Genomic DNA, 24276 nt, shown 5'->3' on the forward strand with positions numbered 1-24276 from the left:
TTGCCCGGGGCTCCGCCCGTTTGCGGCTGAAACCTTCCCCCGGAAGGTTTCTATTTCACCGCCAACCCCACCGTTCCATCTGTCAGCGCCAGAAACACATCCTCCAGATCGGACTGCTCCGTGCTGATGTCGCGGATGCCGATGCCCGCGTCGCGGATGATGGTCAGGATCGTATCCGCATCCGTCCGGCTGCTGGAGTATGTGAAGGCCAGCGCGCCATCGGCACGCTTTTGTCCGTTGATCGCATCGGGGAGCGCGGGCAGGGGGGCATCCTGAGTCGGCGTCACCACGAGCGTCTTGCTGTCCAGCCGTCCCAGAAGCCGTGCGGTGGTGTCCCGCACGATCACCTCTCCATGGTTGATGATGGCGATTTCGTCGCACATCTCCTCCGCCTCTTCGAGGTAATGGGTCGTCAGGATAATCGTCATCCCCGCCTCGTTGAGCTTGCGCACATTGGCCCAAAGCTGATTACGCAGGGCGATGTCGACACCCGCCGTGGGTTCGTCGAGAACGAGAATCTGCGGGCTGTGCACCAGCGCCTTGCCCAGCAACAGGCGGCGGCGCATGCCCCCCGAAAGCGAGCGGGCATAGGCGTTTTTCTTGTCGCTCAATCCGATCAGGTCGAGGATTTCATCGGTGCGGCGCTGCGATCTGGGCACCCCGTAAAGCCCCGCCTGTACGTCGAGCGATCCGCCGGGCGTGAAAAACGGATCGAGGTTGGGTTCCTGCGGCATGATCCCGATCGCCGCGCGCGACTGGCGCGGGTTTACATCCTGATCGAAACCCCAGATTTTCACGCTGCCCGCGGTCTTGTTCACCAGACCGGCGAGAATGTTGATCAGCGTCGATTTGCCCGCACCGTTGGGGCCGAGCAGGCCAAAGATCGTGCCGCGCGGTATGTCGAGATCGACCCCTTTGAGCGCGTCTTTCGCCTCTGACCGCCCGGTGGCGGCATAGGTTTTCCGCAGGTTGCGGATTTCGATGGCATTTTCCTGTGGCGCGTCGGTCATGATGGTCTTTCCCCGGTGTCCTGCCTGCGGTATCAATCCGCGGAGTCCAACACAACCGACAGGCTGATCCCATGACCACTCCCGCACCAGAGACCCGCATCGTGAACGAGTGGCGCGTGTCCTGTGATGGTGGCGGTGTCGGTCTGGGGCATCCGCGCGTCTGGTATTCGATCCCGCATGACAAGGGCTATGTCGAATGCGGCTATTGCGACGCCAAGATCGTGCACAAGGATTTCGAGGGCAAGGTCTGAGACTTCTGCGCCGGGCGCTGCTTGCGCCGGTATTTGCCATCGTCGCATATTTTCTGGCCGGCACCGTCGGCGGCCTGATCCAGACTGGGCGAGTGACCGAGGCAGCCACGCACCGCATCTATCTGGTACCGGGGCCGATCCATACCGATATCCTGCTGCCGATCACGCCGGAAACGCGCGAAGGTTTTGCATTCCTGGACGATGCGGGCCTGCCGGTGACACAGGTGATCGACGGCTGGATCATCCTCGGCTGGGGGTCAAAGGCGTTCTATACCGTGACCGGCACCTACGGCGATATCGAGGCCGCGACTGTCTGGCAAGCAGTGCGGGGTGACAGCGCGGTGATGCGGGTGGACCTTTCCGGCCCGTTCATCGCGCCGCCGGAGTGGACTGTGATCGCACTGGACGATGCGCAGTTTGCCGATCTGGTGGAAGCGATCCGCGGCAGTTTCGCCGATACCGATCCCGTCGCCCTGCCGATACCCGGGCTGTCGGTGCAGGACCGGTTCTTTCCCGCAAAAGGACATTTCAATATCCTGCGGACCTGCAACGTCTGGGTCGGCGACATGCTGCGCGCGGCGGATGTGCGTGTCGGCGTCTGGACGCCCTTCACCTGGTCGCTGCCCTGAAATCACCGCTGGCGGCACCGGTGGGATCGTGGCAAAATCGGGGTTCGCGGCAGGCAGGGGGAACGCATATGGCTCAGCAATTCGGCAAGGGGTGCCATCTGCATCTGATCGACGGATCGGCGTTCATCTTTCGCGCCTACCACGCGCTGCCGCCACTGACGCGGAAATCCGACGGCTTGCCGGTGGGGGCGGTCAGCGGGTTCGTGAATATGCTGCAACGCTATGTGGAGGGGAATACCGGCGACGATGCGGCGACGCATGTGGCGGTGATCTTCGACAAGGGCAGCCATACGTTTCGCAACGATATGTACGACCAGTACAAGGCCAACCGCGAAGCGATGCCCGAAGACCTGCGCCCGCAGATACCCCTGACCCGCGATGCCACGCGGGCGTTCAACATCGCCTGCGAGGAGTTGGAGGGGTTCGAGGCGGATGACATCATTGCAACGCTCGCCCATCAGGCGCGCGATGCGGGGGGCCGTGTGACGATCCTGAGTTCTGACAAGGACCTGATGCAGCTGGTCGGCGGCGGTGTCGAAATGCTCGACCCGATGAAGAACAAGCGGATCGACAGCGACGGTGTGCACGAGAAATTCGGCGTCGGCCCCGACCGCGTGGTCGATGTGCAGGCGCTGGCGGGGGACTCGGTCGATAACGTGCCGGGTGCGCCCGGCATCGGGATCAAGACGGCGGCGCTTTTGATCAACGAATACGGATCGCTGGAGGAATTGCTGGACCGGGCCGAGGAGATCAAGCAGCCGAAACGGCGGCAGACCCTGATCGACCACCGTGAGCAAATCGAACTGTCGAAAAAGCTGGTGCAACTTGATTGCGATATGGACTTGCCCTTCGGCCTCGACAGTCTCGAGGTGAAGGAGCCGGACGCCGACACGCTGCTGGGCTTTCTGGCCGAGATGGAATTCCGCACCGTCACCAAGCGCATCGCCGACCGGCTGGGAGCGGAGGCACCGGTGATCGAGGATGCGGCCCCTGCCGGTGACGTAGACGAGCCGGAGGCGGTGCCGTTCGACGCGGAAAAATACGAGAAGGTCAGCGATGCCGCCGCGCTGCAGGTCTGGATCGACCGTATTCAGGAGCGCGGCCATGTCGCCATCGACACGGAGACTACGGCGCTGAACGAAATGCGCGCCGAACTCGTCGGTATTTCATTGGCGGTGGAGACGGGGCAAGCCTGCTACATTCCGCTCACCCACAAGGCCGCGGCGCAGGACGATCTGTTCGGATCGGACGCGCGTGCCGAAGGGCAGATGGATGTCGATGAATGCCTGAAGATGCTGACACCGCTTTTGCGCGACCCGTCGGTCATCAAGATCGGGCAGAACATGAAATACGACGCCAAGATTTTCGCCAATCTGGGCATCGACGTGACCCCCATCGACGATACGATGCTGATGTCCTACGCGATGCACGGCGGGCTGCACAATCACGGGATGGATGGGCTGGCCGAACGCTATCTGGGTCACACGCCGATCCCGATCAAACCGTTGCTGGGCACAGGCAAATCCGCGATCACCTTCGATAAGGTCGGCATCGACGACGCGGTGAAATACGCCGCCGAAGATGCCGACATCACCCTGCGCCTGTGGCAGTTGTTCCGCCAGAAGCTGCATCAGGTCGGCGTCACCACGGTTTACGAAACGCTGGAACGCCCCATGGTGCCGGTGCTGGCGGAGATGGAACGGCACGGGATCAAGGTGGACCGCGATACGCTGTCGCGCATGTCCAACGGGTTCGCGCAGAAGATGGCCGCGCTGGAGGACGAGATTCAGGAAACGGCAGGGCGAAAGTTCAACGTCGGCTCGCCCAAGCAGCTGGGCGAGATCCTGTTCGATGAACTCGCGCTGGAGATGCCGGGCGGCAAGGCGCCGTCCAAGGGCAAGACCGGAGCCTATTCCACGGGCGTCGATGTGCTGGAGGATCTGGCGACGATCCACGATCTGCCGCGCCTGATTCTCGATTGGCGGCAGTTGTCGAAGCTGAAATCGACATATACCGATGCGCTGCAAGACCATATCCACCCCGACACCGGGCGCGTGCACACGTCCTACTCCATCGCGGGGGCGAACACGGGGCGGCTCGCCTCGACCGATCCGAACCTGCAGAACATTCCCGTGCGCTCCGAAGAAGGCCGCCGCATCCGCGAGGCGTTCATCGCCGAAGAGGGCAAGGTGCTGGTGTCACTCGACTATTCCCAGATCGAATTGCGGATTCTGGCGCATATCGCGGGCATCGACACGCTGAAACAGGCCTTTGCCGAGGGACAGGATATTCATGCCCTCACCGCGTCCGAGATGTTCGACGTGCCGCTGGACGAAATGACGCCGGATATCCGCCGCCAGGCCAAGGCGATCAACTTCGGCGTGATATACGGCATTTCAGGTTTCGGTCTGGCCCGCAACCTGCGCATCCCGCGCGGCGAGGCGCAGGGCTTTATCGACCGCTATTTCGAACGCTTCCCCGGCATCCGCGCCTACATGGACAAGACCGTCGCGGACGCGAAAGAGACGGGTTATGTGCAAACACTGTTCGGGCGGAAAATCCACACGCCCGAGATCAACGCCAAGGGACCGCACGCCGGTTTCGCCAAGCGCGCGGCGATCAACGCACCTATTCAGGGCACCGCGGCGGATGTGATCCGGCGCGCCATGGTGCGGATGCCCGACCGCATCGCCGATCTGCCCGCGAAAATGCTTTTGCAGGTCCACGACGAACTGATCTTCGAGGTCGAAAAGGGCGCGGTGGACGATCTGATCGACGTCGCCCGCGACGTGATGGAAAACGCGGCCGACCCGGCGGTGAAGCTGTCCGTGAAGCTGGCAGTGGACGCGGGGCAGGGCGCAAACTGGGCAGAGGCGCATTGACGAAGCGCGCGCAGGCCGTGACGACGGTGCTCGTCGATGATGCGCGCGTGCGTGTCACCCGGTTCGATTTCGCGCCGGGGGCAGAAACGGGCTGGCATACGCACGGGTTCGACTATGTGATCACCGCCGTGACCGACTGCGCGATGTTGCTGGAAGAACCCGGCGACACGCGGCGCAGCGTGAATGTGGCGGCGGGAGAGGCCTATCGCCGCGACGCCGGTGTCGCGCACAACGTGGTCAACGACGGCAGCGCCCCGATGCGGTTCGTCGAGGTGGAATTGAAAGAGCCGCGGCCCTGACGGGAACGCTTCACAGCACTTCGGGGTTGAAATGGCAACACCGCTGGATGACCCGGCGGGCAGACCATGGAGACCCGATATGTCCGACCGAAAGAAAGAATTCTATGACCGTCTGGAGGGCGTCCGCGCCGGTATGCTGGGGCTGACCAGCGATCACAATCTGGTGCCGATGTCGCCCAACTTCGACGACGACAAACCGGGTGCGATCTGGTTCCTGTCCGCCGTCGGCACGCACTTGGTCGACACCGTCACCACCGGCCCGCAGGACGCGAAGTTCGTCGTGTCCGACGACAAGGCCGGGCTTTACGCCGACATCGAAGGGCGTCTGGAACTGTCCGATGACAAGGCCAAGATCGACGAAATCTGGAACCCCATCGCCGCCGCCTGGTACGAGGAAGACAAGGAAGACCCGGACCTGCGCCTGATGAAATTCACGCCGGCCAAGGCAGAAGTATGGCTGACCACGACCAGCGGTCTCAAATTCTTCTACGAGATCATCAAGGCCAATATCACCGACGAGATGCCCGATACCGGCACCCATGTGTCGCTGACGTTCTGATCGGAAAAACCGGCCTGAAACGAAAAACGCCCGGCGGAGTGCCGGGCGTTTGCATGTGATGCGGTCAGACTTAGTTGACCGACTTTTCCTCGATCAGGTTGGCGTCCTTGTCGGCCGCTTTCGCGATCTCGATCCGGCGCGGTTTCAGCGCTTCGGGCACTTCGCGCATCAGGTCGATGTGCAGCATCCCGTTGGCGTGGCTTGCGCCTGTGACCTTCACGTGATCGGCGAGGGTAAAGCGCCGTTCGAACGCGCGGGTCGCGATGCCGCGGTGCAGATAGGTGCGCTCTTCCTCGTCTTCCGCCTTTTTCGCGGTCACGATCAGGCTGCGGTCGTTGACTTCGATGGCAAGGTCATCCTCGCCGAAACCGGCCACGGCGATAGAGATGCGCCAGCCGTCGTCAGCCGTCTTTTCGATGTTGTATGGGGGGTAGCTGTTGTTGCCGACGTCGCTGGCGAGCGCGCGGTCCATCAGATCCGCGATCTGGTCGAAACCGACAGTGGCACGGTAGAGTGGTGTCAGATCAAGTGTACGCATTTTGGTCATCCTTTTCAAAGCGATAACATGGGTTTCAGCCTTCCCGCAGGGGGACAGGCCGTTCGTCGCGAGGCCCCGTATGGGCATCCTCGTGACCAATATTTGGGAACGGTTTTGCGGGGTTTCAAGACCCCCGGTGCGCCTTATGGGCTGACGAATTTTGCACCGGTATCGTTGCGCTGTCCGTTCAGGATGATGCGCTGTACGCCGCCGATCCGGGCCGGGCCGATGGTGGCGAAATGTGCGCGCAATTCATCGAGCGGTTGCCCAAGCGACGTGCCGAGCGACACCTGCTGTCCGTCCACCTCGGCCATGCCGGAGATGACGGACACGATCTGCGGCACGCCGCCCGCCATCGCGAAGACTGGCGCACCGCTTGATCCATGCGCCACGTCGCAGGTCATGATCACGGCGCCCCGGTTCTGGCCCATCACGCTGCAGACCTCCTGCAGGCTGGGCGCGTCTTCGCGACCGGCACCGTATGACACCACACCGATGGTATCGCCGCGGGCCGGACGGTCGGACACGACGAAGGGCCGGATGCGGGTAAAGCGGATCGGCTGGTCCAGCTCCAGCACGGCGATATCGGCGGCGACACTGCGCATATCCGTGCCGTCGTTTTCGGCCACGTAGGCGGGATGCGCGACGAAACGCGTCACCCCGCGCGTGGCCTCGGCCCGCCCGTTGCGCAGCCCCGCTCGGAAGCTGAAGCGGTCCGCGGACAGAAGCGCGTCGTCGCGATCGTAGAGGCAATGCGCGGCTGTGAGGATCAGGTCGTCGGCGATCAGGGCGGCGGTGCAGAAACCCTGCCCCGCGATATCCAGACGGCCGACCGCCTCCCATCCGCGGCTGTCCTGCCCGGTCTCCAGCGTCACCAGCCCGGATTGCTGCGCCGCCGACAGGTTGGCTGTCAGCAGCAGAAGGATCGTGAGGAATATGCGCATGGCGGGCCTGTGATGTCGCGGCAGTCTGGCGCGATTTGCCTGCCATGTGCGGCAATTCTGTGGCCCTAGCGCAGAATTGGCACCGGTGGTGCGGCATTGCCACCTTTTGCCAGCGCGGGCGGTTTCGGCCCGCCGGTGGCCCAATCCAGCAGCTCGACCGTATGCACGATGGGTGTGGCCGTGGCGCTGCCGATCTGCATCATGCAGCCGATGTTGCCCGCGGCGATGACGTCGGGCGTCAGCACCTCCAGCGTGCGGACCTTGCGCGCCTTGAGTTGCCCCGAAATCTCCGGCTGCATCAGGTTGTAGGTCCCGGCCGACCCGCAGCACAGGTGGCTGTCGGCGGGTTCCAGCACGGTGAAGCCCGCGCGTTTCAGCAAGTCCTTGGGGTAGGTCTTAATCTGTTGGCCGTGCTGCAGCGAACAGGCGGCGTGATAGGCGACCTTGATCGCGCCGGTGCCAGTCTCGGCTTCCGACGGCAGGCGCACGGCATCCGTTCCCGCGATCCCCGTTTTGGCTATGTTCGGGTCGATCTGCGGTGCATCCTTTGGCAACAGGTCCATCAGCACCTCGCTCACGTCCTTTGCGATGGCCGACACCCGCGCGGCATCGGCGGCAAGGGCGGGATCGTTGCGGAACATGTGGCCGTAGTCCTTCACCGTGGTGCCGCAGCCGGAGGTGTTGATCACGATCGCGTCCAGCCCGGACTTGTCCATTTCTGCGCACCAGGCCCGGATATTGCGGGCAGCGGTGGCATGGCTTTCACTTTCCTTGCCCATGTGGTGTGTCAGCGCCCCGCAGCAGCCCGCGCCTTCGGCCACGACGACCTCTGCCCCCAGCCGGGTCAGCAGGCGGATCGTGGCATCGTTGATGTCGGTGTTCAGCGCCCGTTGCGCGCAGCCTGTCATCAGGGCCACGCGCATCTTCTTGTCTTTCGCGGCAAAGGTCTGCGGGTCGTCGTTGCGGCTGACGGGTGGGATCTGTTTCGGTGCCATCTCCAGCATCGCGCGCAGGCGGGCGTCGGGCATCAGCCGGGCGAAGGGACGCCCGATCTTGGCACCCAGCAGGGCCACGCGAAACCGCGTGGGATAGGGCAGGATACGCGCCAGCAGCCAACGCAAGGCACGGTCGGACAGCGGACGCTTGTAGGTGTCCTCGATATAGGCGCGGGCGTGGTCGACCAGATGCATGTAGTGCACGCCCGACGGACAGGTCGTCATGCAGGCGAGGCAGGACAGGCAGCGGTCGATGTGCTTGACGGTCGTGGCATCGGGCACACGTTCGTTTTCCAGCATGTCCTTGATCAGGTAAATGCGCCCGCGCGGGCTGTCCAATTCGTCGCCCAGCACCTGATAGGTCGGGCAGGTCGCGGTGCAGAAGCCGCAGTGGACGCAGGCGCGCAGGATCTCGTTGGCGCGCGCGGTGCCGGGGTCTTGCAACTGCTCTGGCGTGAATGTCGTCTGCATCAGGTCATGGTTCCGGGGTTGAGGATGCCGCGCGGGTCGAACTTCGCCCGCAGGTTCGCGGAGATTTTGGCGAGAGCGGGCGGTTCAGGCTGGAACGACGGGACGGCGGCACGCAAGGTCTTATCACCCTTGATCAGCGTGCAATGCCCGCCGGATTGCCCGGCAGTCTCTTGCAGTTTGTCGTGCAGCGCGGCGTCGGCGTTGTCGCGGCTTGCAATCCAGATCAGCCCGCCGCCCCAGTCCAACGCATGGTCGAGATCATGCCCGGACAGCCCGGCGATGAAATCCGCCGCCTGCGAGGGCCGCAGTGACACACGCCAGACGGTTGAATGGTCCGCAAACTGCGCCACATCGCGGATGTCGCGCCACAGCGCCGCGTGTTCCCCGGCGTCTGTGACAACGTCTGCCGTGCCGTAGTCCGCCAGCAGCTTTTCCAAGACTCCAGTACGATACTCAACCGACTGCGCAAACCCTTCGATGCGGATCAAAGTATCCTCGCCACGTCGCGCCGCCCCCGTCACCTCGTACGGCGAGCCGAGCGCGCGTGACATACAGGCGACGGACCGCGCGACATCCAGCCCGGCAAAGCGCAGGGTCGCGGCGGTCTCCACGTCGGGCAGCACCTTCAGCGAAACCTCGGTCAACACCCCCAGCGTGCCGTAGGACCCCGTCATCAGCTTCACAAGATCGTAGCCGGTCACGTTCTTCATCACGCGGCCACCGTTCTTGACGATGTTGCCCGCCCCGTCGACAAACCGCACGCCCAGCATGAAATCCCGGCAGGCCCCCACGGCGATCCGGCGCGGGCCAGAGACGTTGCCCGCCACCACACCGCCGATCGTGGGGGTGCCTTCGGTGCCCAGCAACCTGCGGAAATCCATCGGCTCAAACGCCAACCGCTGATTCTCGGCTGCCAGCGCCGCCTCGATCTCTGCCACCGGCGTGCCCGCTTGTGCCACCAGTGTCAGTGCGCCGGGTTCGTAGAGCGTGATTCCCGACAGCCCGGCGACAGGCAGCGTTTCGCCGTCATGCGGTCGCCCCACGGGCCGGGTGCCGCCGCCGGTGATGCGCAGGGGATCGCGTGTCGCTTTGACTGCCTGCGCGATGTCGGTTTCTGTCTTGTGCATCGCCTGTCTTCTTCCGGTCGAAAATACCTTCGGGTGAATTGGCCCTTCAGAGCCAAGAGGGGCAAAGCCCCTTACGCCGCCCGCCGCGCCTCGCTCGACGCCAGCGGAAAGACCTTCGATGGGTTCAGCAGCCAAGCGGGGTCGAACACATCCTTTACGGCCATCTGCGCCTCCAGATCGGCGGCGGTGTATTGCACCGTCATCAGGTCGCGCTTTTCGATGCCCACGCCGTGTTCGCCCGTCAGGCAGCCGCCGACCTCGACGCAGAGTTTCAGGATTTCCGCCCCCAGCGCCTCGCAGGTTTCAAGATCGCCGGGGGTGTTGGCGTTGTAGAGGATCAGTGGATGCATGTTGCCGTCGCCCGCGTGAAAGACGTTGCCGACCTTCAGCCCGTATTCATCCGACAACTCCCCGATCCGGCGCAGCACGAAGGGCAACTCGTTCACCGGGATCGTACCGTCCAGGCACATATAGTCGTTGATCTGCCCCATCGCGCCGAAGGCGGATTTGCGGCCCAGCCAGATGCGCGCGGCCTCATCCGCGTCCTGCGCTTCGCGCAGTTCCACCGGGTTGTGGGTGCGGGCGATCTCCATGATCAGCGCCAGTTGCTCGTCGATTTCCAGCGGCGATCCCTCGACCTCCACGATCAGCAGCGCCTCGCACATCGGATAGCCAGCCTTGGCAAAGGCCTCGCAGACCTCGATGCAGGGGCGGTCCATGAACTCGATGGCGACGGGCAGCACGCCCGCCTTGATGATGTCGGACACACAGGCGCCCGCGACCTCGGAACTGTCGAAGCCCATCAGCACCGGGCGCGCGCCCTCGGGCTTGTGGAGGATCCGCAGGGTTGCTTCGGTCACCACGCCCAACTGCCCCTCGGACCCGCAGATGACACCCAGCAGGTCCAGCCCGCCCGCGTCCAGATGGCCGCCGCCGATCTCGACCACCGTGCCGTCCATCAGCACGCAGGTGACACCCAGCAGATTGTTTGTCGTCACGCCGTATTTCAGGCAATGCGCCCCGCCGGAATTCATCGCGATATTGCCCGCGATGGCGCAGGCCAGCTGGCTGGACGGGTCGGGCGCATAGAAGAACCCGTCCGCCTCCACCGCCCCCGTAACAGACAAGTTCGTGCGCCCGGTCTGCACCCGGATGATCCGGTCCTCGTAGCTGGTTTCCAGCACCGCGTTCAGCCGGGCCACGCCCAGAATCACCGCATCCGCCGTCGGCATCGCGCCACCGGCGAGCGACGTGCCCGACCCGCGCGGCACCACGGGCACGCCCATCTCGTGGCAGACGCGCAGCACCTCCGACACTTCCTGCGTGGTGGCGGGCAGGACGGCGCAGAGCGGCGGGCAGCGGTAGGCGGACAGCCCGTCACATTCATAGGCGCGGGTCTCGCTTTCATGGTGGATCACCGCGTCGCGCGGCAGCACCTCTTGCAGGCGGGCGACGATGGCAGCCTTGCGGGCGATGATCGCCGGGTTCGGTGTTGGCATTTGCATGGAACGTGCTCCACTGGGCAGGATTGGTAAAGAAATATAACCAATTTTTCGATATGGCAAGTCGCAAGGCTTCGCGCTAGGGAAAGGTATGACATTTCTGGATCACATCGCGGTGCTGGCACCGCTCGACTGGGCCGCTGTCGCCTGCCTCCTCGTGGTCTGGCTCGGCAGCGGCTGGCTGATCGAGCATCCCCCGGCACGCCGCCCGTCGGTGACAGCGCTGATGGCCGAAAACCGCAAGGAATGGATGCGCGTCTTCGTGTTCCGCGACCCGCGGATTTTCGACAGTCAGGTGTTGAACGGGCTGCGGCAGGGCACGGCCTTCTTTGCCTCTACCTGCGTCTTTGCCATCGGGGGTGTGCTGGCGCTGATCGCCAATACCGACCCGCTGCGCGGCGTCGCGGCAGAGGTCGCCGCACGGGACGTGCCGGCCGTCATCTGGCAGATCAAGCTGGCGCTGGTCATGCTGTTGCTGGTCAGCGGCTTCCTGCGATTCGTCTGGTCGAACCGGGTCTTCGGCTATTGTTCGGTCATGATGGGGGCGGTCCCCAACGACCCGGCAGACCCGCAGGCGATGCCACGCGCGATGCAGGCGGCGGCGCTGAACGTGCGGGCGGCAATCAACTTCAACCGCGGCCTGCGGTCGATCTATTTCGCGATGGGCGCGCTGGCCTGGCTGGCGGGACCATGGGCGCTGCTGGTGGCTGTGGTGATCGTCGGGTTCATCGTCTGGTCACGCGAATTTGCGTCGATCCCGCGCGATATTCTGCTAGGAAAACGTCTATGAAACAGCTTCTGATCTGCGCGCTGCTGGCCTGCGCCACCCCCGCTTTCGCCGACAAACCCGAGGTGGTCGAGGTCGTCGCCACGCAAACCGGCGACACCTGGCGCTTCGACGTGACAATCGCTCACGCCGATACCGGCTGGGACGACTATGCCGACGGCTGGCGCGTGCTGGATGCCGATGGCAATGTGCTTGGCACCCGCGTTTTGGCGCATCCGCATGTGAACGAACAACCGTTCACCCGGTCGCAATCCGGGATCGTCATTCCCGAGGGGACGGAAACCGTCTTCATACAGGTCAGCGACAACGTGACCGGTTGGTATGACGCACCAGTGGAATTTACCCTACCACACTAGCGATAGGCAGCCACATGCGCTGCAATCCTGCGGTCGACCTCGGCGCTGTCGGTGGGGCCGCGCAGGATGCCCGCGCGCTGCCCGTCAGGGTCTAACAGCACCAGCGTGACATGGCTGACACCCTGGGCGGTGGCAAAGGCAAGCCCGGCATCAGTTTTGATATTGGCGACCAGAAAGGTGACCTCGTCGTCGCCAAACTCCGACAGCGCATCGCGTGCCTGCCGCTGGAGCGTCTGGCATTGTTGGCACTGCGGGTCGTGGATTTGCACGACGGCCGGTACACCGCCGCCGATGCGCGTCAGGTCGGCCTCGTGCAGATCGCCCTGCACCTTGCGGATCGCGAAATAGCAGCCGACACCGACGATCGGCAGGCCGATGGCCGCGTTTTTCGCCAGCCGCATGAAAGCCCGGCGGTCAGGTGCTGCAGGGGCGTTCTGCGCCTTTTGTTGCTGGCGTTTGGCCTGCGGTTTGCGGCGTTGCTTCTTCATGTCCGATGTCCATCTGTCCCGTTTCCGCGACAATAGCGGCGTCAGAGCGCGTGGGCGGTCACAAATCGGTCATTTGGGTCCGGGGTCAGCGCCGCCCCTCGCGCAGCCACGCGCCCACCATCAAGAGTGACGCCAGCAACAGGAACGCCCAGGCGGGCAGGATCGGGGTGATGCTGATCTCGGCGGTCTGGTATGCCTCGCGCGGGGTCACGCCGATCCAGCCACGCCCGGCGGCGGGGCGGCCCTCGCGCACGGTACGGATGTCGGGGTTGCCTGCGGACAACGGCATCACACCGCCGCGCGTGGTATCGACGAGCGGTTGTAGCAGATCACCGCTGGCGATGGTCTGTTCGAACTCGCGCGGGGCAGCGGGGCCAAGCGCGATCACGGTATCTTCCTCGCCGTCTGTGAGGCGGTAGAACCCCATCTCCGGCGCTTCCCACAGCGTTTCGAACCGCCCCGGCGAGACCTCTTCCAGCGTCAGCACGGTCTCCTCGCCGTCCGGGCCGGTGACGGTCACGTCGCCGGTTTCCAGATCCAGCGTACGGCGGATGATGCGCATGGTCTGGCCCGCCGGCTCGACCCACAGCGCCTCTTCCTCAAGCTCTGGTTCCTTCATCATCCAGTGCGCCAGACGGCGCAGCAATTCCAGCTGCGGCCCGCCGCCCTCGTATCCGCGATCCCAGAGCCATGACTGGTCGGAGGCGATCAACGACACGCGCCCCTCTCCGATCCGTTCCAGCATCAGCAGCGGCAGGTCGTTCAGCCCGGCCATGACCGTGGTGGCGGTGTCGGGCACCATGACCTCGACATGGCGGAACCAGCGGCCCCAGCCGGGGCCCTCGCCTTCGTCCGAGGCGGGCGAGAAGGATTCCAGCCCCTCCGTGACCGGGTGCCGCTGCCCCAGATCGGTCAGCGTCGGGGTGAAGCCTTCCTCGAACACCCGCGCGGTGGGGCGGCCGGGCAGGATATTCCCCAGCGGCGAGCGATAGATGCTTTCCGCACTGCCGTATTCCGGCCCCGACGACACCAGCACGGCCCCGCCCTGTTCGACGTAGGAGCGGATATTGTCGAGGTATTCGGATGGCAGGATGCCGCGCCGGGAATAGCGGTCGAAGATGATCAGGTCGAATTCGTCGATCTTTTCCAGGAACAGCTCGCGCGTCGGGAAGGCGATCAGCGACAGTTCGTTCACCGGCACGCCATCCTGCTTTTCCGGCGGACGCAGGATCGTGAAATGCACGAGGTCGACGCCCGCGTCGGATTTCAGCAGGTTGCGCCATGTGCGTTCGCCGGGGTGCGGTTCGCCCGATACCAGCAGCACGCGCAGCCGGTCGCGCACGCCGTTGATCTGCACGACCGCGCCATTGTTGCGGTCGGTCAATTCGCCGTCGATGACTGGCGTCGCGAATTGCAGCACGTTCATGCCGCCATGCGGCAGGTCCACGGGGATTTCGATGTCCTGCCCGATGGGCACCTCGAACGGCAGCGGTTCCGCCCCGTCGATGGCGATGGTCAAACCTGCAAAACCGCCTGTATCGGGGGCCTGTCCCTGATCCTCGATCCGCAGGGTCAGCGTGACCTGTTCACCCAGAATGGCGAAGGCGGGCGCGTTGGATACGACCAGCCTGCGGTCCCAGTCATCGGGTTGTCCGGTCAGCAGCGTATGCAGCGGCGCGGGCAGGGCAGGCGCGCGCTCGATATCGTGCAACCGCCCGTCCGTCAGCAGGATGATGCCCGCGATGCGGCCCTGCGGCTCCTCGGCCAATGCCTCCGACAGCGATGTCATCAGCGCGGTGCCGGTGTCACCCTCGCCGTCGCCCAGCGTGACGATGCGCAATTCGGTATTGGTCAGCCGCGCGACCTCGGCCCGGACAGCGGCGATGGCGTCGGCGGTCTGGTCAGGTCGGTCGGCGATGCGCTGGCTGGCGCTTTCGTCCACGATCAGCATGACGATATCGGACAGCGGTTCCCGGTCCTCGCGTTGCAGCGACGGGTTGGCCACGGCCAGCAGCAACGCCAGCCCCGCCAGTCCACGCAGCCACCAGCCGGGCAGGCGCCGCCAGACGGCCAGCACGATCCCCAGCGCCACTAGCGCGGTCAGCACGCCCACGATAGTCCACGGGATCAGCGGGTCGAAAATCACGGTGCCGGTCATTGGCCCAACCTGTCGAGCAGGGCAGGCACGTGCACCTGATCGGATTTATAGTTGCCGGTCAGCACATGCATGATCAGGTTCACGCCGAACCGCAGGGCGATCTCGCGCTGCCGCTCACCGGCCTGCCCGCGCCCCACCGGGAACATGCGGTTGCCGTTGTCGTCCACCGCCCAGGCGGCGGCCCAGTCGTTGCCGCCGATCACCACCGGTGTGACCCCGTCATTGAGGTTGCGAAACGGCATCCCCTCGGCCTGTGCCGCATCCAGCGGTGCCGCCTCCACCCAGATGTCGCGGCTGGCGTAGCGGCCGGGGAAATCCTGCAACAGGTAGAAGGTGCGCGTCAGCACATGGTCCTGCGGGATCGGCTCCAGCGCCGGAATATCCAGCGTGCGCGCGATCGCCTGCAGTTTGCGCCCCTCGGGCGAACCTGATCCGAAACCGGCGGTATCCGCGTCGCGGGTATCGAACAGGATCATCCCGCCCGACCGCAGATAGCGGTTCAGCTTACCATAGGCCTCGCGGCTGGGCAGCGCCTGATCGGCGGTGATCGGCCAGTAGAGGAAGGGGAAGAACGCCAGTTCGTCGGTTTCGAGGTTCACGCCCATCGGGGCTGCAGGTTCGATGGAGGTGCGACGGAACAGGGTTTCGGACACGCCGCGCAGCCCGGCCTCGGCGATCTCGTCGACCTCTGCGTCGCCGGTCAGCACATGGCCCAGCACGACCTCGGACGTGGCGGCCAACGCGAATTCATCGTCCTGCGCCAGGCCTGTGTTCGGCACGGCCAGCAACGCCAGCATCAGCACGGTCGCTGTTGCATCCGCGCGCGGCCCGCGCAGGCGGCCCCCGACCAGCAGCGAAGCGATGATGTCCACCAGCAAGAGCGCCAGCGCCGCTGTCAGCAGCCAGCCTTTCAGCGCGGTTTCCCGCACCACCGCCAGCCCCTCGACCGCGATGCGCGCGGGCCATGTGGCGGGCGACAGCACGGTATCGCGGGCCATGACGTTCACGGCGATCTGGCGATCGGCCCCGGCATAAAGCCCCGGTTGCAACTCCGGCCCCGGCGTGGCCGTCGCCAGCAGCGCACCGTCGACGCCGGGCAGGGTGCTGCCATCGCTCAGCCGCCCGGTGGCGTCCAGCACCTCGGTCGGCAACCATGTCGTGCCTTCGAGGTCTGCGGCATCGGGTGCCGTAACACTGGTCGACACCGCCAGCCGTTCCAGCATCTGCACGAACAGACCAGACAGCGGCAGGGTGGACCATTCGGCGTTGGCGGTCACGTGAAACAGCACGATCTGCCCTTCGCCATGGGTCCGGCGGGTGACCAGCGGCGTGCCGTCGGCCAGTTGCGCGATCACGCGTTCTGCCAACGTGGGGTCTGGCTGTGCCACGACCTGGCTGGTGACCTCCACATCGTCGGGCACGGGCAGGCCGTAGAACGGCGATGTCTCGTCAAAGGGTGCCAGCTGCTTCGGCTCGCCCCAGCTCATCGCCCCGCCGATGGACCGGCCCCCGGCGCGCAGGCGCACAGGTAGCAGCGGGTCTTCGGTATTGCGGCCCTGCTCGGAGGCGGCCAGCCGCGGCCCGGCAAAGCGCAGCAACATCCCGCCCCGGTTGATCCAGTCCAGCACATCGGCCTGTTCCGCGCCCGCCAGATTGGCGACATCGGCCAGCACGATCACATCGGGATTGGCCAGCAGAATATCGTCCAGCGTGCCGTCGATCAGATCGGCGGTCGGCTCCAGCGCCTCGCGCAGATAAAACAGCGGCGACAGCAGTTCCAGTTCCTCGCGCTCCTCGCGCCCGGCGATCAGCGCCACCTCGCGCCGCTTCAACGCGTCGTCGGTGAGCGTGACAGCGGCGGCGGAGCGGGCAGCGGGGATTTCGAACCGGGTGATCCGGTTGCGCAGTTCCGGCGGCAGCACCAGCGTTTCCTCCGCCACCGCGTCACCGGCGGCGAAGTCGAGCGTGGCCGTCGCCAACTGGCGTTCCACGCCTGCCGGATCAAGGCCGATGGCCGCGACCTGCGTCGTGGTGGCATTGCCCACCGGCGTGCGCACGGCTGAGATAACCACATCGCCGTCGGCATAGCGCGCTGGGCGCAACCCGATGGTCTGGCGCGGGCTTTGGAACACGGTGACGGTGCCGAAGACCTCCAGCGCGGGCAGAAGCGCGTCGCGGCTTTCGCGGGCGAGGCCATCGGACAGCCAATAGGTGTCGAAATCCCCCTCCAGCCCGTCGATCAGCGGACGCAGGTCTGCGATTGCCGGTTCCCACGGCTGCGGACGCAGGTTCGGTACGGTCTGGGCGACCGCATCGGCGGACTGGAAGGTCAGCCCGTCAGTAGGAATATCGGTCAACGTGGTGATCGCGGCGGTGCGGCCCTGCCGTTGCGCCTCGGCCAGCAGGGCGGTGATCCGGTCCTGCCGCGCGGGCCAGTCGCGCGCGTCGGCCCATGTGCCGTCGGCGATGATCAGCAACGGACCGGAGCCGGACTGCTGCGCCTGCGGGTTCAGCACCGGCCCGGCAAAGCCGAGAATGATCGCGGCTATGGCCAGCACGCGCAGCAGCAACAGCCACCATGGCGTGCGGTCGCTCTGGCTGTCCTTGTCGGTCAGGCCCAGCAGCAGCGCCACGCCGGGAAAGCGCCGCCGGATCGGGGCAGGGGGCACCGCGCGCAGCAAGAGCCACAGGATCGGCAATGCGATCAGCCCCAGCAAGAGCCAGGGCGCGGTAAATCCGATGGACCCGACCGACCACATCAGCGGCACCATCCGTGACCGACGTCTCGGGGCGCTGCCCCGAACCCCGGAGTATTTCGGGCAAGATAATGCAAATCAGACCGGTTCACGCGTGACGCTCCAGCGCACCGTAGGTCCACAAAAGCGCGGCAGTCGCGGGCGTGTCAGTGCGATGGGTGTGGAACTGCCAGCCGGTCGTGCGCGCCAGTTGCGACAGCGCGTCCTTGCGCGCGGCGAGCCGGTCCAGATAGCGGTCGCGCAGATCGCCCGCTTTCAGCGTCTCATGCTCCATCCCGCCGGTCATGGACTGAAAGATCGTGCGCCCGTCAAAGGGAAATGCCTCTTCCTGCGGGTCGAGCACCTGCAACAAGGCACCGCGCACGCCGCGATCCGCCGCCTTGGTCAGCGCTTCGGACACCGGCGCGAGATCACCCAGAAAATCGCTCACGAACAGCGCGCGGGAATGCGGCAGCATGCCCTGCGCTTCCGGGTGGCCGTAATCGGTGTCGTCGTCCTGCGACAGCGCCTCCGCCATGCGGGCCAGTTGCGCCTCGCCCCGGCGTGGCGGCAGGCGCAGGCCGGTCAGGCCGACACGCTCCCCGCCGCGCAACAGCAGAATCGCCGTGGCCAGCGCAAGCGTGCGGGCGCGGTCGGCTTTCGTCGGGATCGCGTCATCGGACGCAAACCCCATAGACGCCGCCTGATCGACCCAGAGGATCACCGACTGCGCGATCTGCCATTCCTTGTCCTGCACGAAATTGCTGTCGGACCGGGCGGAGCGGCGCCAGTCGATCCCGCGCGCGTCGTCGCCGGGCTGTGCCGGGCGGTATTGCCAGAACGTATCGCCCATGCCCGCCCGCCTGCGCCCGTGGTCGCCCAGCAGGACGGTAGCGGCCAGATGTTCCGCGCCCGCCAGCAATGCGGGGAGCGGGGCGGCCAGCGCCTCTGACCGGCTGCGCAGGGAGAGCGGGCTTGTCGTCACGCGGCGGCCTCTGCCTGCGTGATCCGGGCGGCGACCTGGCGGATCACGTTCTGCACGGTTTCGCCGCGTGCGCGGGCCGCAAATGACAGCGCCATGCGGTGCTCCAGCACCGGCACAGCCATCGCCATCACGTCCTCTGCCGAGGGGGCGAGCCGCCCGTCCAGCAGTGCCGCGGCGCGCACGGTCAGCATCAGCGCCTGTGCGGCGCGCGGGCCGGGGCCCCAGCTGACCGTCTGGCGCACGATCTCTGGCGCGTCGGCATCAGGCCGGAACGCGCGCACCAGATCGAGGATCATTTCCACCACAGCATCACCCACCGGCATCCGGCGCAGCAGGGTCTGTGCCGCCAGCAGTTCCTCTGCGGTGAACTCCGCCGTCGCGGCTTCGTCCTCCACCCCTGTCGTGGCGATCAGGATATTCCGTTCGGTGGCGCGGTCAGGGTAGGGCACATCGATCTGCACCAGAAAGCGGTCGAGCTGCGCTTCGGGCAGCGGGTAGGTGCCTTCCTGTTCGATCGGGTTCTGCGTGGCCAGCACGTGGAACGGCATCCCCAGCTTGCGGTGCGCGCCCGCGACGGTCACCTCGCGCTCCTGCATCGCCTGCAACAGCGCAGATTGCGTGCGCGGCGAGGCGCGGTTGATCTCGTCGGCCATCAGCAACTGGCAGAAAATCGGCCCCTCGACAAAGCGGAACGCCCGCCCGCCCGCCGCATCGGTATCAAGGATTTCGGACCCCAGAATATCGGCAGGCATCAGATCCGGCGTGAACTGGATGCGGTTGCCATCCAGCCCCATCACCGTCGACAGCGTATCCACCAGCCGCGTCTTGCCCAGCCCCGGCAGGCCGATCAGCACCGCATGGCCACCGCAGATGAGCGCGGTCAGCGTCAGGTCCACGACCCGGTCCTGCCCGATGAAGCGCCGCGCGATAGACGTGCGTGCGCGGCCCAGTTGCGCCGACAGCGCCTCGATCTCGGTGACTAGATCATCGGTGGTGGTCATGACATTTCTCCAGCTGCGCTATATGGCGATATAACAACAGATATGGCGGATGACCCCAATGGCAAAACGACCCGAAACACAAAAGAGTGTGCCCCCGTCGGCGGAAAGTCTCGCATCCTCGGCGCAGGCCGCGACGAAAGGAAAGGGACTGCCCCCGGTCCATCTTTGGAACCCGCCGTTCTGTGGCGATTTGGATATGCGGATCGCGCGCGACGGCACGTGGTTCTATCTCGGCACGCCCATCGGACGGCCCGCGCTGGTCAAGCTGTTTTCCACGATCATCCGCCGTGACGGCGACGATTATTTCCTCGTCACGCCGGTCGAAAAGGTCGGCATCACGGTGGACGATGCGCCCTTCGTCGCGGTCGATTTCGAAAAGCAGGGTCAGGACCTGCGGTTCGAAACCAACGTGGGCGATTACGTCACCGCAGGACCCGACAACCCGATCCGGGTGGAGCGTGACCCGGAGACAGGCGAGCCATCGCCCTATGTCCTCGTCCGCACCAATCTGGAGGCGCTGATCGACCGCAAGTCCTTCTACCGGCTGGTCGAACTGGGCGAACATGCCGATGTCGATGGCACAAGCTGGTTCGGTTTGCGGTCGGGCGGCGAATTTTTTCCGATCATTCCGTCGGACGAACTGCCCTAGGCTCCCGACTTTCGCGGCTGAACCGCAACTCCAGCCGATACCCGTCTGCGGTCGCCTTTCGCGACAGCGTCGCGCCGATCTGGCTGGCAGAGGCTTCCATGATCATCGTTCCGAGGCTTTCGATCTGGTCGGCCTCGCGATCCTGCGTACTTGCCCCGCTGCCGACGCCGTTGTCGGTACAGGTCACGACGACATCCTCGTCAGCTATGCTGAGAACGACCGCGATCTCGCCGGTCTGATCGTCGGGAAAGGCGTGCTTGATCCCGTTGGCTACGAATTCGCTGACGATCACAGCCACGGCGGATGCCTGCGCCGACGCCAGATAAAGCGGATCGCAATGATGCTTCAGCGTCACCGTGTCGGGTAGGGTATCGGCCAGCAACCCGTTGATCCCGTTCATGAATGTTTCCATGTTCACCTGCTCGACGAAACTGCTGTTATGCAACTCCTTGTGCAGCATGATGATGGATTGCAGCCTGCGCTGCACCGCGTCGAAAGCGGCGTGCGCCTGCGGGTCGGTCACCTTGCGCCGGTAAAGCTGGATCAGCGACTGAACCGTTTGCAGCGAATTCTTGACGCGGTGGTCCATTTCGTGGTGCAACACGTCTTGGTTACGCAAGGCGCGGCGCAGTTCGAGCTGCGACATCACCTGATCGGCCAACACGCGCAGGGCATTGGTCTGAAACGCGTTCAGCGTCTTGGGTTCGGTCGACAGCACACACAGCGTACCCATCGGCAACCCGTCCTTGGTCACGAGCGGCGCACCGGCATAGGCCCGCGCGTTGGGCCCACCGGTCACGAGCGGATTGTCGGCGGTGCGCGGGTCCAGCGTCAGGTCGGGGATCGCAAAGACACCCTGATCCTCCAGGATCGCATGACCGCAGATCGCCTCTTCGAGCGAGGTTTCTTCCGCGTTGAAACCGGTCGCGGCCTTGAACCACTGCCGGTCCTCGCCCACGAGGCTGATCAACGACACCGGCATCCCGCAGATTTCGGAGGCCAGTTTGACGATGTCGTCGAACACATCTTCCGGCGGCGTGTCGAGGATGTCGAAATCGCTCAGGCGGGACAGGCGTTCGGCATTGCGGGGATGGTCGTCTGGAAGCATTCGTCGGAGGTCTCGTCGTGCAATCGTGCGCAAATTTTCGCCAGTTGCCTGAAATTGCGTCATATCCGCAGGAAAGACCACCGAAAAAGACCGGCGGGACATTTTCCCGCCGGTCGGCAATATAGTGTTTGTTTTCAGGTTACTGTGACAGGCTTTGCGCCAGCCGCATCAATTGCACGGCTTCGGTCCGGTAACCGAATTCATCGGCACCCTTGTTGGCGTTGGCCAGGGCGATGGCATCGACATAGGACCAGTCGCCCAGATAGGGATTGTCGCGCAACAACTGGCCGAAGCCCGCAATTGCGATGGCGAACTGCGCCTCTGCATTGGCCGTGCCTTCACCCGCCATGATCGGCGTTTCAAGCAACTGGCTGACGCTTTCGCCGGGTGCCTTGTAACGCAGTTTCAGGAAACCAAGCTCGTCCGCATCGCCCGACACCGTGGTTTCGCCATAGCGGAGCGGGTCGGACAGTTGCGCAGGGCTGCCCACCGGTGTGACCTCGTAGATCGCCGTCACGCTGTGGCCCGCGCCCAATTCGCCCGCGTCCACCGCATCGTTGTTGAAATCCTCGCGGTTCAGCGCGCGGGTCTCGTAGCCGATCAGCCGGTATTCTGCGACGGCGGCGGGGTTGAACTCCACCTGCACCTTCACATCACCAGCAATGGGGAACAGCGCGCCGGTCAACTGATCCACCAGCACCTTCTGCGCCTCCGACAGCGTGTCGATATAGGCCGCCGTGCCGTTGCCGTTCTGCGCTAACGCCTGCATCGTGGCATCGTCCAGATTGCCACGGCCAAAGCCCAGGATCGACAGGTAGGTGCCGCTCTCGCGTTTCTTTTCGATAAAGGCGGTCAGCCCGTCGGTATCCCAGATGCCGACATTGAAATCCCCGTCGGTGGCCAGGATCACGCGGCTGACCTCACCGTCGGCCGCCATGCCTTCGGCCACGGCATAGGCCTGTTCCAGCCCGCCCTGCCCATTGGTCGACCCGCCCGCGCCAAGGCGCATCAGGGCCGCGACGATCATGCCTTTTTCAGATGTCGCCGTCGGTGCCAGCACCTGCCCCGCGCTGCCCGCATATTCCACGATTGCGACCTCGTCCTCGGGCCGCAGGTTGTCCAGCATCAGCATAAACGACTGGCGCAGCAGCGGCAGTTTGGCCGGGTCGTCCATGCTGCCCGAGGTGTCGATCAGGAACACCAGATTCAGCGGCGGGCGGTCCTCTATCGCGGGCATCTGGCCCTGAAGGCCGATATGCACGAGTTGCGTGTCCGCGTTCCACGGCGTGCCGGTCACGGTCACGGTGGGGCGGAACGGGGCCTCATCCGCGCCGGGAGCGGGGTAGTCGTAGGGAAAATAATTCACCATCTCCTCGACCCGCACCGCATCCGCCGGCGGCAATTGCCCGCGCATCAGCGACGACCGGACGACCGCGTAGCTGGCGGTATCCACGTCGATGGAAAACGTCGACACGGGTTCCTCCTGCGTGATCTTCAGCGGGTTCTGTTCCGCGTTGGCGAAGGCCTCGGTATCGGGTGCGGGAACCGCGACGGTGGGTTCCGGCGTGGGGGCAGGGAAGGCCATATTGGGATCGACGCTGAGCGATTCCAGCGTGATACCTTCGGGTGCCGCCTGTGCGCGCGGTGCGGCGGGGGCCTGTGCCGCAGGGCCCGCACCCTGGTCGATCGGTGCCATGTCGCTTTCGTCCTCGGCGACGATCGTGAGGGCCGGTGCTTCGATGACCAGATTTTCCGGAACCACGCTTTCCAGTGCCTCGCGGCGGATGCGCGCCTGATCGTCGGCCACATATCCGTCGGTCGCCGCCACTTCGGCATCCGCGGCGGGCAGGCTGTCGGCAGTATCCGCGGGCGCGCCCGTATCAGGCTCTTCGGCCGGAACCTTCGTGTCCTCGCGGCCCAGATCGGCCAGCGGTGCGTCGCGCCACATCTCTTGCCCCATCGGGGTCATGAACAGAAACCCCGCCGCGACAAGTGCGGTCGTGGCGGTCAACCCGCCCTTGGTCGTCATTGCGTTCAACATCGTCTTCACTCCTGTCCAGAGGCCCATCGGCCCGGTTGCAGAAGTGTGACGCCCGGCGTCCCGCGATCCTTGGAGCGCCGCGAAATTCTTTTGCGCAAGGGCGAGGTTTTCGGCCCGGCGCGCGGCATCGGGGCGTGGGGTCGCGGTCGCCATTATCGCCTTGAGGTCGTCAAGATCGTCGCGGTCATCGGTCATAACGCATCCTCCTTTTCCTTCAGCGCGCGCAGCGCCTTTTTCGCCTCGGACACCCGCCAGCTTATGGTGCCCTCCGAAACGCCCAGAACCTCGCCCGCCTGCGCGTGGGTCATGTCGTCGAGCACCAGCGCCAGCGTGTCGCGCAGATCGTCGTTCAACTGTGCCATCGCCTGCGTCAGCCAATCGACCTGCGCCGCCGTCTCTTCATTGGCTGCCGTCCGCGCGATTTCCCAGTCACCCCAGCCGGTCGTGGCTTTCATATAGGTGGCCCGCCTGCGCCTGCGATCGTGCGCGGCATTGACGGCCACCCGGTAGAGCCAGGTCGTCACCTTGGCGCGGCGCTGATAGCTGCCCAGTTTGGCGGGCAGGGCGGCGCAGATGTCCTGGCACAGGTCTTCCGCCTCTGCCCGCGCGCCGGTCAGGCGAAAGCAAAAGGCGAACAGCCGGTCGTAATGCCGGTCGAGCAGGCTGGCAAAGGCCTGCCCGTCGCCATGGGCCGCTGCGTCGGCAAGATCCTCGTCACTGACTGTCATGCGCATCACAGGACTATGACGCGGCTGTTGCGT

22 protein-coding genes are annotated in these 24276 nt (G+C 65.0%); 8 read left to right on the forward strand and 14 right to left on the reverse strand.

Features of this window, described 5'->3' with window-relative positions; translation table 11 throughout:
* Positions 1-50: 50 nt before the first annotated feature.
* Positions 51-1010, reverse strand: coding sequence for an ABC transporter ATP-binding protein (locus AC04PH_RS04645; protein ID WP_483064571.1), 960 nt, complete (start codon positions 1008-1010; stop codon positions 51-53).
* A gap of 71 nt (positions 1011-1081) precedes the next feature.
* On the opposite strand from AC04PH_RS04645, the gene AC04PH_RS04650 reads away from it, so the two are divergent.
* The 5 genes from AC04PH_RS04650 (at position 1082) to AC04PH_RS04670 (ending at position 5630) form a co-directional block, all read left to right on the forward strand.
* A complete protein-coding gene (locus AC04PH_RS04650) occupies positions 1082-1261 on the forward strand; it encodes a zinc-finger domain-containing protein (protein WP_483064572.1) in 180 nt (59 codons plus the stop codon).
* Complete coding sequence (locus AC04PH_RS04655; protein ID WP_483064573.1) at positions 1207-1890, forward strand: TIGR02117 family protein; 684 nt, start codon at positions 1207-1209, stop codon at positions 1888-1890. The genes AC04PH_RS04650 and AC04PH_RS04655 overlap by 55 nt, the downstream gene beginning before the upstream one ends.
* A gap of 68 nt (positions 1891-1958) precedes the next feature.
* Entirely contained in the window at positions 1959-4772 is a 2814-nt protein-coding gene (gene polA, locus AC04PH_RS04660; RefSeq protein ID WP_483064574.1) for a DNA polymerase I, read from the forward strand.
* Positions 4769-5071, forward strand: coding sequence for a cupin domain-containing protein (locus AC04PH_RS04665; protein ID WP_483064575.1), 303 nt, complete (start codon positions 4769-4771; stop codon positions 5069-5071). The genes polA and AC04PH_RS04665 overlap by 4 nt, the downstream gene beginning before the upstream one ends.
* 79 nt (positions 5072-5150) lie before the next feature.
* A complete protein-coding gene (locus AC04PH_RS04670) occupies positions 5151-5630 on the forward strand; it encodes a pyridoxamine 5'-phosphate oxidase family protein (protein WP_483064576.1) in 480 nt (159 codons plus the stop codon).
* A gap of 70 nt (positions 5631-5700) precedes the next feature.
* Here the strand turns inward: AC04PH_RS04670 and AC04PH_RS04675 are convergent, their stop codons facing one another.
* The 5 genes from AC04PH_RS04675 to AC04PH_RS04695 all read right to left on the reverse strand — a co-directional run bounded on the left by AC04PH_RS04675 (position 5701) and on the right by AC04PH_RS04695 (position 11210).
* Positions 5701-6168: an Hsp20 family protein gene (locus AC04PH_RS04675; RefSeq protein ID WP_483064577.1), complete on the reverse strand. Its 468-nt coding sequence runs from the start codon at positions 6166-6168 to the stop codon at positions 5701-5703.
* 143 nt (positions 6169-6311) lie between these two features.
* The gene (locus tag AC04PH_RS04680; protein ID WP_483064578.1) at positions 6312-7112 is read right to left on the reverse strand and encodes a trypsin-like serine peptidase; all 801 of its coding nucleotides are present in this window, start codon (positions 7110-7112) and stop codon (positions 6312-6314) included.
* A gap of 65 nt (positions 7113-7177) precedes the next feature.
* Positions 7178-8578, reverse strand: a complete 1401-nt coding sequence (gene glcF, locus AC04PH_RS04685) for a glycolate oxidase subunit GlcF (protein WP_483064579.1) — start codon at positions 8576-8578, stop codon at positions 7178-7180.
* Positions 8578-9705, reverse strand: coding sequence for a glycolate oxidase subunit GlcE (glcE, locus tag AC04PH_RS04690; protein WP_483064580.1), 1128 nt, complete (start codon positions 9703-9705; stop codon positions 8578-8580). Before glcE ends, glcF begins: the two co-directional genes overlap by 1 nt.
* Before the next feature lie 71 nt (positions 9706-9776).
* Positions 9777-11210, reverse strand: coding sequence for an FAD-linked oxidase C-terminal domain-containing protein (locus tag AC04PH_RS04695; protein ID WP_483064581.1), 1434 nt, complete (start codon positions 11208-11210; stop codon positions 9777-9779).
* A gap of 88 nt (positions 11211-11298) precedes the next feature.
* Here AC04PH_RS04695 and AC04PH_RS04700 point away from each other — a divergent pair, with 88 nt between their 5' ends.
* The gene (locus AC04PH_RS04700) at positions 11299-11997 is read left to right on the forward strand and encodes a DUF599 domain-containing protein (protein WP_483064582.1); all 699 of its coding nucleotides are present in this window, start codon (positions 11299-11301) and stop codon (positions 11995-11997) included.
* Positions 11994-12350, forward strand: a complete 357-nt coding sequence (locus AC04PH_RS04705) for a hypothetical protein (protein WP_483064583.1) — start codon at positions 11994-11996, stop codon at positions 12348-12350. Before AC04PH_RS04700 ends, AC04PH_RS04705 begins: the two co-directional genes overlap by 4 nt.
* Here AC04PH_RS04705 and AC04PH_RS04710 read toward each other — a convergent pair.
* From AC04PH_RS04710 to AC04PH_RS04730, 5 genes are all read right to left on the reverse strand, one after another.
* The gene (locus AC04PH_RS04710) at positions 12347-12838 is read right to left on the reverse strand and encodes a hypothetical protein (protein WP_483064584.1); all 492 of its coding nucleotides are present in this window, start codon (positions 12836-12838) and stop codon (positions 12347-12349) included. The genes AC04PH_RS04705 and AC04PH_RS04710 overlap by 4 nt on opposite strands.
* Positions 12839-12923: 85 nt before the next feature.
* A complete protein-coding gene (locus tag AC04PH_RS04715; RefSeq protein ID WP_483064585.1) occupies positions 12924-14996 on the reverse strand; it encodes a hypothetical protein in 2073 nt (690 codons plus the stop codon).
* Positions 14993-17755, reverse strand: a complete 2763-nt coding sequence (locus AC04PH_RS04720) for a DUF4159 domain-containing protein (protein WP_483064586.1) — start codon at positions 17753-17755, stop codon at positions 14993-14995. Before AC04PH_RS04720 ends, AC04PH_RS04715 begins: the two co-directional genes overlap by 4 nt.
* A gap of 85 nt (positions 17756-17840) precedes the next feature.
* A complete protein-coding gene (locus AC04PH_RS04725) occupies positions 17841-18716 on the reverse strand; it encodes a DUF58 domain-containing protein (RefSeq protein WP_483064587.1) in 876 nt (291 codons plus the stop codon).
* The gene (locus tag AC04PH_RS04730; protein WP_483064588.1) at positions 18713-19717 is read right to left on the reverse strand and encodes an AAA family ATPase; all 1005 of its coding nucleotides are present in this window, start codon (positions 19715-19717) and stop codon (positions 18713-18715) included. Before AC04PH_RS04730 ends, AC04PH_RS04725 begins: the two co-directional genes overlap by 4 nt.
* Positions 19718-19775: 58 nt before the next feature.
* On the opposite strand from AC04PH_RS04730, the gene AC04PH_RS04735 reads away from it, so the two are divergent.
* Entirely contained in the window at positions 19776-20366 is a 591-nt protein-coding gene (locus AC04PH_RS04735; RefSeq protein ID WP_483064589.1) for a DUF1285 domain-containing protein, read from the forward strand.
* Here the strand turns inward: AC04PH_RS04735 and AC04PH_RS04740 are convergent.
* The 3 genes from AC04PH_RS04740 to AC04PH_RS04750 form a co-directional block, all read right to left on the reverse strand.
* Positions 20341-21474 (reverse strand): histidine kinase dimerization/phosphoacceptor domain -containing protein, encoded by a 1134-nt coding sequence (locus tag AC04PH_RS04740; RefSeq protein ID WP_483064590.1) that lies wholly within the window; start codon positions 21472-21474, stop codon positions 20341-20343. The two genes, AC04PH_RS04735 and AC04PH_RS04740, sit on opposite strands and share 26 nt — an antisense overlap.
* Before the next feature lie 139 nt (positions 21475-21613).
* Entirely contained in the window at positions 21614-23710 is a 2097-nt protein-coding gene (locus tag AC04PH_RS04745; protein WP_483064591.1) for a vWA domain-containing protein, read from the reverse strand.
* Entirely contained in the window at positions 23707-24243 is a 537-nt protein-coding gene (locus AC04PH_RS04750) for an RNA polymerase sigma factor (protein ID WP_483064592.1), read from the reverse strand. Before AC04PH_RS04750 ends, AC04PH_RS04745 begins: the two co-directional genes overlap by 4 nt.
* Positions 24244-24276 lie beyond the last annotated feature (33 nt).

This window comes from Yoonia sp. KMU-150, assembly GCF_056858355.1.

Coding starts and splice junctions, on each gene's coding strand:
- AC04PH_RS04645 (WP_483064571.1), bottom strand. CDS start 1,010: ATGACCGACGCGCCACAGGAAAATGCCATCGAAATCCGCAACCTGCGG.
- AC04PH_RS04650 (WP_483064572.1), top strand. CDS start 1,082: ATGACCACTCCCGCACCAGAGACCCGCATCGTGAACGAGTGGCGCGTG.
- AC04PH_RS04655 (WP_483064573.1), top strand. CDS start 1,207: ATGCGGCTATTGCGACGCCAAGATCGTGCACAAGGATTTCGAGGGCAA.
- polA (WP_483064574.1), top strand. CDS start 1,959: ATGGCTCAGCAATTCGGCAAGGGGTGCCATCTGCATCTGATCGACGGA.
- AC04PH_RS04670 (WP_483064576.1), top strand. CDS start 5,151: ATGTCCGACCGAAAGAAAGAATTCTATGACCGTCTGGAGGGCGTCCGC.
- AC04PH_RS04675 (WP_483064577.1), bottom strand. CDS start 6,168: ATGCGTACACTTGATCTGACACCACTCTACCGTGCCACTGTCGGTTTC.
- AC04PH_RS04680 (WP_483064578.1), bottom strand. CDS start 7,112: ATGCGCATATTCCTCACGATCCTTCTGCTGCTGACAGCCAACCTGTCG.
- glcF (WP_483064579.1), bottom strand. CDS start 8,578: ATGCAGACGACATTCACGCCAGAGCAGTTGCAAGACCCCGGCACCGCG.
- glcE (WP_483064580.1), bottom strand. CDS start 9,705: ATGCACAAGACAGAAACCGACATCGCGCAGGCAGTCAAAGCGACACGC.
- AC04PH_RS04695 (WP_483064581.1), bottom strand. CDS start 11,210: ATGCAAATGCCAACACCGAACCCGGCGATCATCGCCCGCAAGGCTGCC.
- AC04PH_RS04700 (WP_483064582.1), top strand. CDS start 11,299: ATGACATTTCTGGATCACATCGCGGTGCTGGCACCGCTCGACTGGGCC.
- AC04PH_RS04705 (WP_483064583.1), top strand. CDS start 11,994: ATGAAACAGCTTCTGATCTGCGCGCTGCTGGCCTGCGCCACCCCCGCT.
- AC04PH_RS04710 (WP_483064584.1), bottom strand. CDS start 12,838: ATGAAGAAGCAACGCCGCAAACCGCAGGCCAAACGCCAGCAACAAAAG.
- AC04PH_RS04715 (WP_483064585.1), bottom strand. CDS start 14,996: ATGACCGGCACCGTGATTTTCGACCCGCTGATCCCGTGGACTATCGTG.
- AC04PH_RS04720 (WP_483064586.1), bottom strand. CDS start 17,755: ATGTGGTCGGTCGGGTCCATCGGATTTACCGCGCCCTGGCTCTTGCTG.
- AC04PH_RS04730 (WP_483064588.1), bottom strand. CDS start 19,717: ATGACCACCACCGATGATCTAGTCACCGAGATCGAGGCGCTGTCGGCG.
- AC04PH_RS04735 (WP_483064589.1), top strand. CDS start 19,776: ATGGCAAAACGACCCGAAACACAAAAGAGTGTGCCCCCGTCGGCGGAA.
- AC04PH_RS04740 (WP_483064590.1), bottom strand. CDS start 21,474: ATGCTTCCAGACGACCATCCCCGCAATGCCGAACGCCTGTCCCGCCTG.
- AC04PH_RS04745 (WP_483064591.1), bottom strand. CDS start 23,710: ATGACCGATGACCGCGACGATCTTGACGACCTCAAGGCGATAATGGCG.
- AC04PH_RS04750 (WP_483064592.1), bottom strand. CDS start 24,243: ATGACAGTCAGTGACGAGGATCTTGCCGACGCAGCGGCCCATGGCGAC.